The sequence below is a fragment of the Achromobacter insolitus genome, from assembly GCF_002209555.1.
GTDB classification, from domain to species: domain Bacteria; phylum Pseudomonadota; class Gammaproteobacteria; order Burkholderiales; family Burkholderiaceae_B; genus Achromobacter; species Achromobacter insolitus.
This window is the reverse complement of record NZ_NJIF01000011.1, coordinates 169139-183696: the sequence shown is the minus strand read 5'-3', so window position 1 is coordinate 183696 and position 14558 is coordinate 169139. Positions and strand designations below refer to the sequence as shown.

The following is a 14558-nucleotide window of genomic DNA, read 5'->3' as shown; positions in this document are numbered from 1 at the left end:
GCATCAACCCCAGCGAAACAGCGGAAGCTGCAGTTGCAGCGCCCACCAGAAGACAACGACCGCGATGACGGTCATGGCGATCGAAAGCAGCAGAGCCTGCTTGATCGTGTTGTTGCGGTCGCCCAGCGCCGAAATGAAAACGATGGCGAACGTGGCGGGCAGCAAGCCGCCGTAATGGCCCAGCAGCAGGAACGCCAGGATGCCCAGCAGGATGCAGGCACCGCCCCGGAAATCAGGCAGGCCGTGGGCATGGCCGTCGCCAGGCGCAGGCGCCGCCGATTCGCCGGAGCGCGCGGAAATGGCGATCAGCACGCCGGTCAGAGCCAGCAGGCCTCCGAGCGCAGCTGGGAAAAATCCTGGACCCATGTGACTCAGGGTCCCGATGTGATAGTCGGTCCCGCCGTAAATCGCCCCCAGCCCGATGAGGACCATCAGCGCTCCGCCGTAATAGTCCTTTCTATTGATTGTCTTTTGCACTTCATCCTCCTTCATGGTGCGGCACCGCGCCTGACCGGGATGCGCAGCTCGAAACGAGCGCCACCCGGTGCCCGGCGACAGGCCCGGACGCAGATTACGGAAGGAAGCTGCTAATCCGCTTTCTGTGCGCTGTCGCGTTCCTGAATTCGGGGGTTATCCCTGAAAGGAAGCCGGACCACGCGTGAAAAAAGAGGTTGAAAGCGGAAATGCGGAGAAGTTATTGATCGCCCTTGAGGTCGACATCGACCGGGCGCGGATACTGCGACACCGTGGAAGCAAGCGGCAGCCACAGTACGGACGCAAGGCCGACGCCGCCTTGCGCGTTCGGCTCGCCATCGCGTAGTTCGATGTCTCCGTCATTGCGGCGCGCATAGGCGCGAGCAATCGCCAGGCCCAAGCCCGAACCGGAGGAGGCGACCGGTTTGTCGGTACCGACACGCTCGAAACGCGCGAAGGCGCGCTGGCGCATGATCGGATCCAACCCCGGTCCGTTATCGGAAACGGCCACCTCGGCTCGATTGTCGCGGCAGCAGACCGACACGGTGATGCGCGCGCCCACGGGCGCGTAGTGGATGGCGTTGTGCACCAGGTTGGACAGAGCCTCGTGCAGTTCGGCCTCATTGCCCGACACTGGCGCGGGCATTTCCTGCCCTTCTTCCGAGCCTGCCTGCACCCAGCCCAGGTCCTGCTGCTTTTCGTGCGCCAACGGCAGGTATTGCAACACCACTTCGCGTGAGACCGCGTTCATATCCAACAGTTGGCGCGGCTGCTGATCGGCCTGGTTGGCGTGCGCCAAGGCCAGCAATTGCTCGGTCAGGCGGCGCGTGCGGCCCAACTGGTCGACGATGCCCCGCAAGCCTTCCTGCGCGCGGGCGGGATCACGTTCACGCAGGGCGTACTGCGCCTGCGTCAGCATGATGGCCAACGGGGTGCGTAGCTGATGTGACGCATCGGCCAGGAACTGCGATTGCTCGTCAAGGACGCGGCGGTAGCGCGCGATATGGTGGTTGACGGCATCGACCAGCGGCGCCACTTCGCTGGGCACGCGCGATGCATCCAGCGGCGTCAGGTCTTCGGGGCGGCGCGCGCGGATATCGTTGCGCAGCCGGCGCAAGGGCTTCAGTGCCCATGAGACGCCCCACCAGACCAGCAATGCGACCAGCGCCAGCATGCGCGTGTCGCGCAGGATTTCCTGGCGCCGCGCGTTGTTCTCGGCTTCGATGCGCTTGCCCGTGCTTTCGGCCACGACGACCAGCACCTGGCGGTGTTGCCCCTGGTAATACAGATCCCGCACCACCGACACAACGCGCACGGGGTCGTTGCGATACACGCTGTCGTAGAAAACCGGCTGGCTGTTGGACCGCGGCCAGGTAGGCGGACGCGGCATTTCCGGCATGCCCAGCAAGGTCTTGCCCGGCTCCGTCGGCACCGCGGCGCCGTCAGGCAGCGGCGGGTCGATCTCTTCGATGCGGAAATACTTGCGCAGGCCCGCCCGGGACTCGAGCATCACCTGCGCGTACAGCGGCGTGGCGACCTGCAAATTGCCGTCAGGCGTGAATTCCAGACTGCTTTCCAGCACCCGGGCCGGTTCCACCAGGGCGCTGTCGTAGGCCTCGTTGGTGATCTCGGCCAGCGTGCGGTAGTCGTTCACGCTGTCCACGACCAGCAGCATGATCACGCCCGGCAGCAGCAGAATGATCAGCAGCGCGCGGATGCCCACGCGCGGCAACTCGGATAGCCGCAGCCTCACTCAGGATTCCGTGGACTCGCTGGCAACGCTTTCCAGCATATAGCCCAACCCGCGCACGGTAACGATGCGCACGTCGCTGCCAGCCAGCTTCTTGCGCAGGCGGTGCAGCACAACCTCGATAGCGTCCGGATTGGCTTCGCTGTCATGGGTGAACACCTTGCCGAACAGCTGGGACTTGTCCACCGGATAGCCGCTGCGGGTCAACAACGCGGCCAGGGCGGCATGTTCGCGCGGGGTCAGGAACAGCAGCGAGCCGTCCAGCGTGAAGGCGCGGCTTTCGCTGTCGTAGGATAGCGAACCGCACTGCAGGCGCGGATGCTGGCGACCGCGGCTGCGGCGCACCAGCGCCGTCAGGCGCGCTTCCAGTTCTTCGAGTGCAAACGGTTTGGTGAGGAAGTCGTCCGCGCCCAGGTTCAGGCCGCGCACGCGGTCCTGCAGGGCGCCCTGGGCGGTCAGAAGCAGCACGGGGGTGCGGTCGTCACGGTTGCGCATCTCGCGCAGGACCACCAGACCGTGCTTGTCGGGCAGGCGCAGGTCCATGACGATAGCGTCGTATTCCGTGCCCGCCATGAAAGCTTCAGCGGTGCGCGCGTCGGCCGCGTGATCGGGCACGAACCCGCTCTGGGCGAGCGCGCGCATCAACCAGGACGCCATGTCCCGTTCGTCTTCAACCAACAATATGCGCATGACCGTCCGTTCCTTCGGGCAGATTCTCTGCCGCCCGTTGCCCGTGCACCCGCTGGCGCAGGTAGCGGGTTTCGTGATGGCGCCGGAAGAGGATAGCCGACAGCTCGTTCAGCGCCTGGGTGTAGACATCGCGCTTGAACTCGATCACCGCATCCAGGGGCACCCAATACTGGCTCCAGCGCCAGGCATCGAATTCCGGATGCTGCGTCGCGCGCAAGCAAACGTCACTGTCACGTCCTACCAGGCGCAACAAGAACCAAATCTGTTTTTGTCCTTTATAGTGGCCGCGCCACTCACGCCGGACGAAGTGATCGGGCACGTTATAACGTAACCAATCGCGTGTACGCCCCAAAATACGGACATGCTCGGGCTTCAGGCCCACCTCTTCATGGAGCTCGCGATACATGGCCTGCACCGGGCTTTCGCCGTACTTGATGCCGCCCTGGGGGAACTGCCAGGCATGTTCCCTGATACGCTTGCCCCAAAAGACCTCGTTTCTACCGTTGACGAGAATGATGCCGACATTGGGGCGGTAGCCTTCGCGGTCAAGCATGGGCCACCCCCACCGAATTCAATACAATTACGGTCGATTATACGTATCTGCTGCCACCTTTAAACATGCGCGCATCCAACTACCACATCAACACCCTCAAAGAAGCCCCTTCCGAAGCCGAAGTCGCCAGCCATCAGCTGATGACCCGCGCAGGGATGATCCGCAAGCTCGCGGGCGGCATCTACACCTATATGCCCCTGGGGCTGAAAGTCATCCGTAAGGTCGAGGCCATCGTCCGGGAAGAAATGAACGCCGCGGGTGCGATCGAGCTGCTGATGCCGGTGGTGCAGCCGGCCGAGCTCTGGCAGGAGTCGGGCCGCTGGGAGCAATACGGCGCCGAACTGCTGCGCATCAAGGACCGACACCAGCGCGATTTCGTGCTGCAACCCACGTCCGAGGAAGTCATCACGGACATCGCGCGCAACGAAATCCACAGCTATCGCCAGCTGCCGGTGAACTTCTACCACATCCAGACCAAGTTCCGGGACGAGCGCCGCCCGCGCTTCGGCCTGATGCGCGGCCGCGAATTCACCATGAAGGACGCCTATTCCTTCGACCGCGACGAAGCCGGCGCCCAGGCCAGCTACGACAATATGTTCAACGCCTACATGCGCATTTTCGGCCGGCTGGGCCTGGAATTCCGCGCCGTGGCCGCTGACACGGGCTCGATCGGCGGCACCCGCAGCCACGAATTCCAGGTGATCGCCGACACCGGCGAGGACCTGCTGGTCTACAACGCGGATTCGGAATACGCCGCCAACATCGAGCTGGCCGAGGCTCCCGGCCTGTACGCCAGCCGCGCCGAACCCGCCGAGGCCATGACGGAAGTGCCCACGCCGGGCGCCGCCAAGTGCGAGGACGTGGCCAAACTGCTGGGCCTGCCGCTGGAACGCACGATCAAGTCGATCGTGCTGGCCACCGATGGCGAAAAAGGCGCCGACATCTGGCTGCTGCTGCTGCGCGGCGACCATGAACTCAATGAAATCAAGGCCGGCAAGCTGCCCGGCCTGGCCGGCTTCCGCTTCGCCACGGAAACCGAAATCGTCGAAGCCTTCGGCTGCAAGCCCGGTTACCTGGGCCCGGTCAAGACCGCGCGTCCGGTCCACGTCATCGCCGACCGCACCGTGGCCAACATGGCCGACTTCGTCTGCGGCGCGAACAAGGAAGACTTCCACATCCAGGGCGTGAACTGGGGCCGCGATCTGCCGGAGCCGGAACTGGTGGCCGACCTGCGCAACGTGGTCGCCGGCGATCCCTCGCCGGATGGCAAGGGCACCCTGTCGATCCAGCGCGGCATCGAAGTGGGCCACGTTTTCTACCTGGGCAAGAAGTATTCGGAAGCCCTCAAGGCCACGTTCCTGGACGAGACCGGCAAGCCCGCCGTGCTGGAAATGGGCTGCTACGGCATTGGCGTGACCCGCATCGTGGGCGCGGCCATCGAGCAGAACCACGATGCCCGCGGCATCATCTGGCCGCGCGCAATCGCCCCCTTCGAAGTGGTAATCTGCCCGGTCGGCTGGGGCAAAAGTGAAACCGTGCGTGACACCGCGCAGAAGCTGTATGAATCCCTCCTGGCGCGCGGCGTGGACGTCATACTGGACGACCGCGATGCCCGCCCGGGCGTGATGTTTGCTGAATGGGAGCTGATCGGCGCGCCGCTGCGTGTAACAGTTGGAGAACGCGGCTTGAACGATGGTGTGGTGGAATTGCAGGCCCGTCGGGAAACCGAAGCGGCCAAGATTCCGGTAGAGTCCGCGCTTGAAGCCGTGCTGACGAAGCTCGATACGCTGTAAACCTTATAGTAACTACGGACTTTTCGCGTCCCGACCGCCCTTTCCTATTCATCGTGACCGATCCGAAGTCCGCCGAATCCGTCCTGCAGGTCCGCGTCTACTACGAAGACACGGACGCAGGCGGAGTGGTTTTTTACGCCAACTACTTGAAATTCCTGGAGCGCGCACGCACCGAATGGCTGCGCGCCCTGGGAGTCAACCAGTCCAATCTGGCGGTCAGCGAGCAACGTTTATTCGTTGTCCGCTCTCTGGACATGTCCTACCGCAAGCCGGCCAAGCTGGACGATTTACTTACCATACGCAGCCGGGTCACACGACTGGGCCGCGCTTCGATACACTTCGCGCAACGCGCGGAACGCGACGGGGAACTGCTTGCCGAAGGCAACATCCAAGTCTGCTGCGTCGATGCCATTCACATGCGGCCGGCGGAGTTGCCGGCTGACGTTCGCGCCAAACTGGAATTCATTCAGGAATAACCATGCAAGTCACCAACGACATGTCGTTGCTTTCGCTGATTTCGCACGCCAGCGTGCCGGTCCAGCTGATCATGCTGATGCTGTTGGGCATTTCGATCATGTCCTGGACCTACATCTTCGCCAAGCGGCTGGCGATCAAGCGGGCCCATGCCCAGACCCGCCGCTTCGAAGATGATTTCTGGTCGGGCGGCGACCTGTCCATGCTGCAACAGGCCGTGGCCTCGCGCCGCGATGAGCAGGGCGCGCTGGCCCGCATCTTCGATGCCGGCATGACCGAGTTCCTGAAGGCCCGCCGCGGCAACTCCTCCGGCGATGCCACCGCCCTGCTGGATGGTCCGCGCCGCGCCATGCGCGCCGCCTATCAGCGCGAAATGGATTCGCTGGAATCGCACCTGAACTTCCTGGCCTCGGCCGGCTCCGTGTCCCCCTATATCGGCCTGCTCGGCACGGTCTGGGGGATCATGCACGCCTTCATCGGCCTGTCGAACATGCAGCAAGCCACGCTGGCCTCGGTGGCTCCCGGTATCGCGGAAGCGCTGATCGCCACCGCCATCGGCCTGTTCGCGGCAATTCCCGCCGTGGTCGCCTACAACCGTTTCACGAACGACATCGACCGCATCTCGATCCGTTTCGACAGCTTCGTCGATGAATTCCTGAACATTCTGCAACGGCAGGTGCGCTAATGCCCTCGGTAAGCTCACGCGGCAGGTCCGGCCGCCGCATGAAGGCCGACATCAATGTGGTGCCGTACATCGACGTGATGCTGGTGCTGCTGGTCATCTTCATGGTGACGGCCCCCCTCATCACGCCCGGCCTGATCCAGCTGCCCTCGGTAGGAGCGGCCTCGGACGTGCCGGTCAAACCGCTGGAAGTCCAGATTTCGGAAGACGGCAAGATCGCCCTGCGCGTGCGCGAACCCGGCGCCACCATGCAGGACATCGCGCGCCCCGAGCTGGTGGCGCAAGTGCGCTCGCGCATTACCGCGGAAACCCCGGTGGTCATTGCCGCCGACGGCAAGGTGCCCTACGAGACGGTCGTGAAGGTCATGGACGAACTTCGCACCAATGGCATCACCCGCCTGGGCCTGCTGGTGGACCAGTCCGCCGGCGGCGCATCCCAGCCCGCACCCGCGAAAAAACGCTAACGCGACGCCTTCCGCCGGCGCTGCCGGCATGCAACGCTCATGACGCCACCCATAATCCGACACCGCAGCGGCCCACCGGCCACCCCGCCCAACAACGACAACCGGAAAGCATTGATTCTGGCCGTGGCGGTGCACGTGCTGCTGCTGATCGTCTTGATCTTTGGCGTGAACTGGCGCTCGGAGAACCCTGGCCCCGTGCAGGTGCAACTCTGGGCCGACGGCAATTCGCCCGACTCCCCGCCGCCCACGCCCCAACCCGAACCCCAGAAGCAACAGCCCAAGCCGGAGCCAAAACCCGAGCCCAAGCCTGAGCCCGAGCCCGAGAAGGCCCCGGAGCCGCCGCCTCCGCCGCCTCCGCCGCCCAAGCCTGAGGTCCAGGCCCAGCCCAAGACCGAAGAGGTCGACCCCGAGATCGCGCTGCAGGAAGCCAAGAAGAAGCGCGAGCAAGAGGAGAAGGCACGCCAGGCTGCCGAAGCCGCCAAGGAAAAGGCGCGCCTCGAAGAAGAGCGCAAGCAGGCTGAATTGAAGGAAAAGAAGCGCCTGGAGCAGGAACGCCAAGCCGCCGAAAAGGCTGCTGCCGAGAAAGCCGCCCAGGAAAAGGCCGCGGCCGACAAGGCTGCCGCCGAAAAGAAGGCCAAGGACGACGCCGCCAAGAAGGCCGCGGCGGAGAAGGCTGCCGCCGAGAAGGCCGCTGCCGAGAAGGCAGCCCAGGAAAAAGCCGCCGCCGAAAAGGCCGCTGCCGAGAAGAAGGCCGCCGCCGAGAAGGCTGCTGCCGAAAAGAAAGCCAAGGAAGAAGCTGCCAAGAAGGCCGCCGCCGACAAGGCCTTGAAGGACGCCTTCCGCAACGACGCCCTGGGCGCTGCCGGCATCCCCGGCGGCACGGCCGACCGCAACCAGGCGGGCGGCGGACGAGACAGCGGCTATGGCGCCAAGGTCCGCGCCTGCGTGCAGCCTGGGGTGGCATATCCGCCTCCGGCCCGCAGCGGATCGGAAAATCCGACGGCACAATACCGGGTACAGTTAGGTTCTGACGGGAAGGTCAATGGCGTCACCTTGACCAGTTCTTCGGGCAACCCCGGCTTCGACCGCGCGGTCGAGACGGGCATCCGCCGTTGCAACCCGTTCCCGAAGCCCTCCACGGGCCGCTACGAACCCATTATTGACGTTGTGTACAGAATGTATGATTGACAGGAGATTGATGAATATGACTCCCGCTTATAGCCGACGAGTACCCCCCCTCGCTCTCTGGCGATCGTATGGACTCGGGCTGCTGATGCTGGCGCTGGCCTGCCTGATGGCCATCAAGCCCGCCCATGCGCAGCTGCGCGTCGACATTTCCGGCACCGGGGCCACCCAATACCCCGTGGCCATCGCCGATTTCGCAGTCGATGACACCCATGGCCGCGCCTTGGCCGAAGTGATCCGCGCCGACCTGACCCGCACCGGCCAATTCCGTCTGATCAACGCCGCCGGTTCGGGCCTGAACGTCGACTCCCCCATCGCGCACGACGACTGGCGCGGCAAGGGCGCCGACTTCATCGCCTATGGCAGCATCACGCGTGGCGCCGACGGCCGCTACGACGTCCGCTACCGCTTGGCCGACACGGTCAAGAAGAGCCAGCTGGACGGCGTGGCGTTCTCGGGCACGGAGCAGGAACTGCGCCGCGTGGCGCATCAGATCGCCGACCGCATTTACGAGAAGATCACCGGCGTTCGCGGCGTGTTCTCGACCCGCATCGCCTATGTGCTGAAGAAGGGCGCCACCTACGAATTGCAGGTGGCTGACGCCGACGGCCAGAATCCCCAGGTTGCCCTGCGTTCGCGCGAACCCATCATTTCGCCGTCCTGGTCGCCCGATGGCTCCAAGCTGGCCTATGTGAGCTTCGAGTCCGGCAAACCTGTCGTCTACGTGCACAATCTCGCGTCCAGCGCGCGCGCTCCGGTTGCCAACTTCAAAGGTAACAACAGTGCACCGGGCTGGTCCCCGGACGGCACCAAGCTGGCGGTGGCTTTGACCCGCGATGGTTTGTCGCAAATTTACATCGTTGGCGCGACCGATGGCTCAAATCCGACGCGAGTTACGCGTTCTCCCGGGATTGACACCGAACCGAGCTTTACGCCAGACGGGGCTTCCATTATCTTTACGAGTGACCGCAGCGGCGGGCCGCAGATCTATCAGACCGGCTCGAGTGGCGGCGAAGCTCGCCGCCTCACGTTTAATGGTGGTTACAACATATCACCCCGAATTTCCCCCGACGGATCGACGCTACTGTACGTTGCAAGACGCGACGGCGCGTTTCGCATCGCGTCGTTGAACCTGTCCTCAGGCGCCGAGACCTTGTTGACTGATGGTCGTGACGATCAGTCCCCGAGTTTTGCGCCGAATGGAATGCAAGTCCTTTACGCAGCCATCCAAAACGGCCGTAGCGTGCTTGCAGGTGTCTCGAGCGATGGCCGCGTACGGCAGACGCTTTCGGTACTGAACGGGGAAATACGTGAACCGACTTGGGGCCCATTTACCCGATAACACGTGTGACTCTCTTTGCAAAGGAACTATCATGAAGTCGCGCATTGCCAAAAGCCTAACCATCGCCGCTCTGGCTGCCGCCCTGGCAGCTTGCAGCTCCGTCCCTCTCGACGATAAAGCGGGTCAGGGCGGAGGCGCTGGCCAAGGATCCTCGGCCTCTGGCCAGATCCTTGATCCCTTCAACCCCCAAAGCATCCTGGCGCAACAGCGCTCGGTGTACTTTGACTTCGACAGCTACACGGTGTCGGACCAGTACCGCAGCTTGGTCGAAACCCATGCCAAGTACCTGGCTTCGCATCAGCAGCAGACCATCAAGATCGAAGGCAACACCGACGAACGCGGCGGCGCTGAATACAACCTGGCCCTGGGCCAGCGCCGTGCCGACGCAGTGCGCCGCATGATGACCCTGCTGGGCGTCAGCGACAACCAGATCGAAACCATCAGCTTCGGTAAAGAAAAGCCGAAGGCGACTGGCACGTCGGAAGCTGACTTCGCGGAAAACCGCCGCGCCGATATCGTTTATCGCCGCTAAGCTTTTTCGTATAGTCTAGAGCCCTACCACGCGTCGGGACGGTCAACCGGCCGTCCCGACGTTTGTTTTTATACCCGGGAATTTTCATGCGCGATAACGTTCTGTCCCTGCGTCCTCTGATTGCGGCCACCGGCCTGGTGCTTGCAGCCCTGACGGCGCCCGCCCACGCTTTTTCCGACGATGAAGCCCGCCGGGCCATCCTGGATTTGCGCCAACAGGTGCAGCAACAGAACGAACAAAGCCAGCGCGCCAAGCTGCAACTGGCCGACCAAATCCAGGCCCTGCAACAGGAAGTCGCCCAATTGCGCGACCAGTTGGAACTGGTGTCGCGCCAGCAGCCTTCGGCCAAGCCGGGCGGCGCCGCTGGCAGCGCGAATCCGCCGGGAGCGGCCGCTGGAGATGCCCAGGAACAAGCCGCCTATGACGGTGCGATCGACTTGTTCCGCAAGGGCCAGTACAAGGAAGCCTCCGAATCGCTGGCCGCGTTCACCGCCCTGTACCCCGCCAGCCAGCTTGCCCCCAGCGCCCAGTTCTACCTGGGTAGCAGCCGCTATGCCCTGAAGGACTTCAAGGGGGCCATCGAGCAGTTGAACGCCATGGTCCAGAAGGCCCCGGACAACGCGCGCGCGCCGGACGCCCTGCTGGTCATCGCCGGCAGCCAGATCGAGATGAACAATCGCGCCGGCGCCAAGACGACGTTGCAGCGCATTGTCCGCGACTACCCGACCACGCCGGCCGCCAATACGGCCAAGAGCCGCCTGCAGCTGTTGCAGTAATGCCGCCAACCGCAAGCGCGGTTGCCGCCTACCGGCACATCCTGCGCCGCCGGGCAGGGCTTATCGCCCTGCTTCTGGCGGCGCTTTTCATTGCGTTGCTGGCGGACTTCACGGTGGGGCCTGCGGGCCTGCCCTGGGGCGAACTCTGGCAGACCCTGACTGCCCCGGCGGCAGCCGACCCGACAACGCGCGTAATCGTATGGGACATCCGCCTGCCCTCCGCGCTGATGGCCGCGCTGGTCGGCATGGCGTTGGGAATGGCCGGCGCCGAAATGCAGACCATCCTGAACAACCCGCTGGCCAGCCCCTTCACACTGGGCGTATCGTCCGCCGCCGCTTTCGGCGCCTCGCTGGCCATCGTGCTGCAGCTGGGGCTGCCGGGCATCCCGGCCGCCTGGCTGGTGGCTGGCAACGCCTTCCTGTTTGCCATGCTGGCGGCGCTGATGCTGGATGCCGTGACCCGCTGGGGCGGCATGAATACGTCGGGCGTGGTGCTGTTCGGCATTGCCATGCTATTCACCTTCAACGCTCTGGTATCCCTGGTGCAGTTCATGGCCAGCGCCGAGGCTTTGCAGAACCTGGTGTTCTGGACCATGGGCAGCCTGTCGCGCTCCAGCTGGACCACCGTTGGCGTACTGGCCGCGGCCTATGCCCTGGCGCTGCCGCTGGCCATGCGCCAATCGTGGAAACTGACTGCGCTGCGCCTGGGCGAGGACCGCGCGGCGAGCTTCGGCGTGGACGTGCGCCGCGTGCGCGTCGCAGCGCTGGCCCGCGTCAGCCTGCTGTCGGCGCTGGCGGTGGCCTTCGTTGGCACGATCGGTTTCATCGGGCTGGTTGCACCGCACATTGCGCGGCGGCTGTTTGGCGAGGATCACCGCTTCTTCCTGCCGGGTAGCGCGCTGGTGGGCGCGGTGATCCTGTCCCTGGCGTCCATTGCATCCAAGAACCTCATGCCGGGCGTGATCGTGCCGGTCGGCATCGTGACCGCCCTGGTCGGCATTCCCTTCTTCGCGTCGGTCGTGCTGCGCCGGCAGATGCCATGACCGCACCCAGCCCCGCACTTGCGCCGGCGCTGTCCGTGCAGGGCCTCACGGCCGGCTACGGGCGGGCGGACGTGCTGCATGCCCTGTCTATACCCGAGTTGCCCGCAGGCCAGGTGACCGCCCTGCTCGGTCCCAATGGCAGCGGCAAATCCACCTTGCTCAAAGCGCTGGCGGGACTCGTGCGCGTGCGCGCGGGTAGCGCGCCGCTGGACGGCCGCGACCTCGTCCGGCAAAGCTTTGGTGAGCGCGCGCGCCAGGTCGTCTACCTGCCCCAGGGCCTGCCTGCCGCCGTACACCTGCGGGTATTCGAATCCGTGTTGGTAGCGGCCAAGGCGGGCGATGGGCTGGCCTCGCCGGTGGACATGCAGGCCATAGACCGGCTGCTGGAGCGGCTAGGCATTGCCCACCTGGCGTTGCAGCATCTGGATTCACTGTCTGGCGGACAGAAGCAATTGGTGGGACTGGCCCAAGCCCTGATTCGGCATCCACGCGTGCTGCTGCTGGACGAGCCTCTGTCGGCGCTGGACCTGAACTACCAGTTCCACGTCATGCGGCTGCTACGGCAGGAAACCCGGGAACACGGCTTGATCAGCATCATCGTGCTGCACGATCTCAATGTAGCGCTGCAGCACGCCGACCGGGCCGTCATGATCCATGACGGCCGGCTGCATGCGGCGGGTTTGCCGGCGGACGTGATCACTCCCGCCTCGCTGGCGGCAGTGTATGGGGTTCAAGGCCGTGTGGAAGCGTGTTCGCGCGGCTTGCGGCAAGTGCTGATCGACGGGCTGGAAGCGCGCCCGCACTGATCCGCGCAATTCAGGCGCGCAAGGCCACGTCCACGACCGGCGCGCCGGTCATGTCCGCCAACTGCCGCGGGGTCAGGTTGAACACCGCATGCGGATGGCCTGCGGCGGCCCACAGGCTGTCGTAGTTGAAGAGATCCGCGTCCAGCAACATCACCGGTTTGACCGCGTGGCCGATGGGGCACACGCCGCCGATCGCATACCCGGTCATGTCGCGCACGAATTTTGCGTCCGCCTTGGCAAGCTCGCCCACTTGCGAGGCCACCTTGGCCTCGTCCACGCGGTTTGCGCCGCTGGCGATCACCAGCACCGGCGCATCGTCGGCGGCGCGCCGGAAAATGATGGACTTGGCGATCTGCGCGACTTCACACCCCAGGCCGGCCGCAGCTTCCGCCGATGTCTTGCCGGTCTGCGGCAGGACGACCACGGGCTTGTCATGCCCCAACTCCAGCAGCAGACGCGCAACGCGCTGGGCGGACTCGGGCAAGGCGGCAAGAGACTCGGGGGACATCAGGGCGGCTCCGTTGAAAGAGGGAATCCGGCGCGGACAGCGCGCCGGCATGTCGGAAAACGAGTTTATCAGCGCCGGGGCGAAGCGCCAGCGGGCTAGAATGCGGACCTGGCTTTCCCATCCGACACCCATGCGTTCCGAACCCGTCCTGCCCCTGCAAACCGCCCTGATCGACGGCTACGCCATGTCCTACACCGAGTATGGCCGCGGCACGCCTCTGGTACTGGTGCACGGATCATTGTCCGACTGCCGGTATTGGAAGTCGCAAATGGCGCCCCTGGGCAAATCGTTCCGCGTACTGGCGGTATGCCTGCGTCGCTACTGGCCCGAAACCTGGAACGGTGAAGGCGAGGGCTTTTCGATCGAACAACATGCCAAGGACGTCTTGGAGTTCATCGATAGCGTGGCGGGCGGACCTGCCCATCTGGTGGGCCATTCCCGCGGCGGCCGCGTCGCACTGGAAGCGGCACTGCGCCAGCCCGATGCACTGCGCACCCTGACCCTGGCCGATCCCGGCTTGCCTCTGCCTGGCGACGACGACCTGCGCGGCGGCTTTCGCCAGCGGGCGCTCGCGCTCATCCGCGACGGCGAGATCGAAGCGGGGCTGGCGCTCTTCGTCGATACGGTAACGGGTCCCGACACCTGGCAGCGCATGGTGCCTTGGTTCAAGGAAATGGTGCGCGACAACGTCGGCACCCTGTTTGGCCAGGCCGAGGAAAAGCCCGAAGCGCTGACGCCGGCGCAGATCAGCACGCTGAAGCTGCCGACCCTGCTGATCGGTGGCGCGCTCAGTCCCGCGCCCTACCCCGCCGTGTTGGACGCGCTGTCGCAATGGTTGCCGCAAGCAGAGCGGGTAACCATCACCGGATCCTCGCACGGCATGAACCTGGGCAACCCGCGCGCCTTCAACGGCGCCATCGAAACATTCATCGGCGGCTGAACCGCGCCTGGCCGCTGGGCCGAGACCGGGCCGAAGACGCGTGCATTCAGGGTTCGACCGAAGGCGTGTGCTTGAGGCGACGCAGCACGAAGGTGGATCGGCTGTGCCGCACGCCGCGCAGCTTGTAGAGCCGCTTGCGCAGGAATTCCTCGTAGCCTTCGGTGCCCGCCACCGCCACTTTGATCAGATAGTCGTATTCGCCCGTCACGAGAAAGGCCTCGACCACTTCCGGCAGCCGGGTGATTTCTTCGCCGAAACGCGCCAGCGTATCGTCGTCATGGTGCTCCAGCGTCACTTCGATCATGACGGTGTCCGGCAAGCCCAGCGCTTTCTGGTTCAGCAGGGCGGCATAACCCTCGATCACGCCGGCCTCCTCCAGCGCCTTGACCCGGTTCCAGCATGGCGTGGGCGATAGGCCCACCTGTTCGGCCAGCTTCAGATTGGTAAGGCGTCCGTCCGCACGCAAGGCGCGCAGGATCTTGCGGTCGGTTTCATCGATTTTGGGTGGCATGGACATGGAACGCGGTAGAAAAAGAGAATATCCCT

17 protein-coding genes are annotated in these 14558 nt (G+C 64.6%); 11 read left to right on the top strand and 6 right to left on the bottom strand.

The annotated features are described in order from the left end of the window. Nucleotides 1-3 precede the first annotated feature (3 nt). The 4 genes from CEY08_RS26115 to CEY08_RS26100 all read right to left on the bottom strand — a co-directional run bounded on the left by CEY08_RS26115 (nucleotide 4) and on the right by CEY08_RS26100 (nucleotide 3467). Nucleotides 4-432: a tripartite tricarboxylate transporter TctB family protein gene (locus CEY08_RS26115; RefSeq protein WP_042797549.1), complete on the bottom strand. Its 429-nt coding sequence runs from the start codon at nucleotides 430-432 to the stop codon at nucleotides 4-6. A gap of 262 nt (nucleotides 433-694) precedes the next feature. Then, a complete protein-coding gene (locus tag CEY08_RS26110) occupies nucleotides 695-2197 on the bottom strand; it encodes a sensor histidine kinase (protein ID WP_088607836.1) in 1503 nt (500 codons plus the stop codon). A 30-nt stretch (nucleotides 2198-2227) separates the two neighbouring features. Beyond that, nucleotides 2228-2914, bottom strand: coding sequence for a response regulator (locus tag CEY08_RS26105; protein WP_042796391.1), 687 nt, complete (start codon nucleotides 2912-2914; stop codon nucleotides 2228-2230). Beyond that, entirely contained in the window at nucleotides 2895-3467 is a 573-nt protein-coding gene (locus CEY08_RS26100; RefSeq protein WP_042796390.1) for an RNA pyrophosphohydrolase, read from the bottom strand. The genes CEY08_RS26105 and CEY08_RS26100 overlap by 20 nt, the downstream gene beginning before the upstream one ends. 65 nt (nucleotides 3468-3532) lie before the next feature. Between CEY08_RS26100 and CEY08_RS26095 the strand changes: the two genes are divergently transcribed. The 10 genes from CEY08_RS26095 to CEY08_RS26050 all read left to right on the top strand — a co-directional run bounded on the left by CEY08_RS26095 (nucleotide 3533) and on the right by CEY08_RS26050 (nucleotide 12564). Then, on the top strand, nucleotides 3533-5260 hold the full coding sequence (locus CEY08_RS26095; RefSeq protein ID WP_076816301.1) for a proline--tRNA ligase: 1728 nt from the start codon (nucleotides 3533-3535) through the stop codon (nucleotides 5258-5260). A 53-nt stretch (nucleotides 5261-5313) separates the two neighbouring features. Then, entirely contained in the window at nucleotides 5314-5736 is a 423-nt protein-coding gene (gene ybgC / locus CEY08_RS26090) for a tol-pal system-associated acyl-CoA thioesterase (protein ID WP_076816303.1), read from the top strand. 2 nt (nucleotides 5737-5738) lie between these two features. Next, on the top strand, nucleotides 5739-6419 hold the full coding sequence (gene tolQ, locus CEY08_RS26085) for a protein TolQ (RefSeq protein WP_042796387.1): 681 nt from the start codon (nucleotides 5739-5741) through the stop codon (nucleotides 6417-6419). Beyond that, nucleotides 6419-6880 carry an ExbD/TolR family protein gene (locus tag CEY08_RS26080; protein WP_042796386.1) on the top strand — a complete coding sequence of 154 codons (462 nt, stop codon included), beginning with the start codon at nucleotides 6419-6421 and terminating at the stop codon, nucleotides 6878-6880. Before tolQ ends, CEY08_RS26080 begins: the two co-directional genes overlap by 1 nt. Before the next feature lie 39 nt (nucleotides 6881-6919). After that, complete coding sequence (gene tolA, locus CEY08_RS26075) at nucleotides 6920-8068, top strand: cell envelope integrity protein TolA (protein ID WP_042796385.1); 1149 nt, start codon at nucleotides 6920-6922, stop codon at nucleotides 8066-8068. Nucleotides 8069-8084: 16 nt separating this feature from the next. Beyond that, complete coding sequence (gene tolB, locus CEY08_RS26070) at nucleotides 8085-9407, top strand: Tol-Pal system beta propeller repeat protein TolB (RefSeq protein WP_042797547.1); 1323 nt, start codon at nucleotides 8085-8087, stop codon at nucleotides 9405-9407. Nucleotides 9408-9438: 31 nt separating this feature from the next. Next, nucleotides 9439-9939, top strand: a complete 501-nt coding sequence (pal, locus tag CEY08_RS26065) for a peptidoglycan-associated lipoprotein Pal (RefSeq protein ID WP_042796384.1) — start codon at nucleotides 9439-9441, stop codon at nucleotides 9937-9939. A gap of 86 nt (nucleotides 9940-10025) precedes the next feature. Continuing rightward, nucleotides 10026-10715 (top strand): tol-pal system protein YbgF, encoded by a 690-nt coding sequence (ybgF, locus tag CEY08_RS26060; protein ID WP_063639717.1) that lies wholly within the window; start codon nucleotides 10026-10028, stop codon nucleotides 10713-10715. Beyond that, a complete protein-coding gene (locus tag CEY08_RS26055) occupies nucleotides 10715-11758 on the top strand; it encodes a FecCD family ABC transporter permease (protein ID WP_042796383.1) in 1044 nt (347 codons plus the stop codon). The genes ybgF and CEY08_RS26055 overlap by 1 nt, the downstream gene beginning before the upstream one ends. Next, on the top strand, nucleotides 11755-12564 hold the full coding sequence (locus CEY08_RS26050; RefSeq protein ID WP_076816306.1) for an ABC transporter ATP-binding protein: 810 nt from the start codon (nucleotides 11755-11757) through the stop codon (nucleotides 12562-12564). The genes CEY08_RS26055 and CEY08_RS26050 overlap by 4 nt, the downstream gene beginning before the upstream one ends. Before the next feature lie 10 nt (nucleotides 12565-12574). On the opposite strand, the gene CEY08_RS26045 is transcribed toward CEY08_RS26050, so the two are convergent. Then, nucleotides 12575-13072: a YbaK/EbsC family protein gene (locus tag CEY08_RS26045; protein WP_042797546.1), complete on the bottom strand. Its 498-nt coding sequence runs from the start codon at nucleotides 13070-13072 to the stop codon at nucleotides 12575-12577. Between the two features lie 130 nt (nucleotides 13073-13202). On the opposite strand from CEY08_RS26045, the gene CEY08_RS26040 reads away from it, so the two are divergent. Beyond that, nucleotides 13203-14012: an alpha/beta fold hydrolase gene (locus CEY08_RS26040; RefSeq protein WP_042796381.1), complete on the top strand. Its 810-nt coding sequence runs from the start codon at nucleotides 13203-13205 to the stop codon at nucleotides 14010-14012. A gap of 46 nt (nucleotides 14013-14058) precedes the next feature. Here CEY08_RS26040 and CEY08_RS26035 read toward each other — a convergent pair whose 3' ends face one another. Then, on the bottom strand, nucleotides 14059-14529 hold the full coding sequence (locus tag CEY08_RS26035; protein WP_063639720.1) for an Lrp/AsnC family transcriptional regulator: 471 nt from the start codon (nucleotides 14527-14529) through the stop codon (nucleotides 14059-14061). Between the last annotated feature and the right edge of the window lie 29 nt (nucleotides 14530-14558).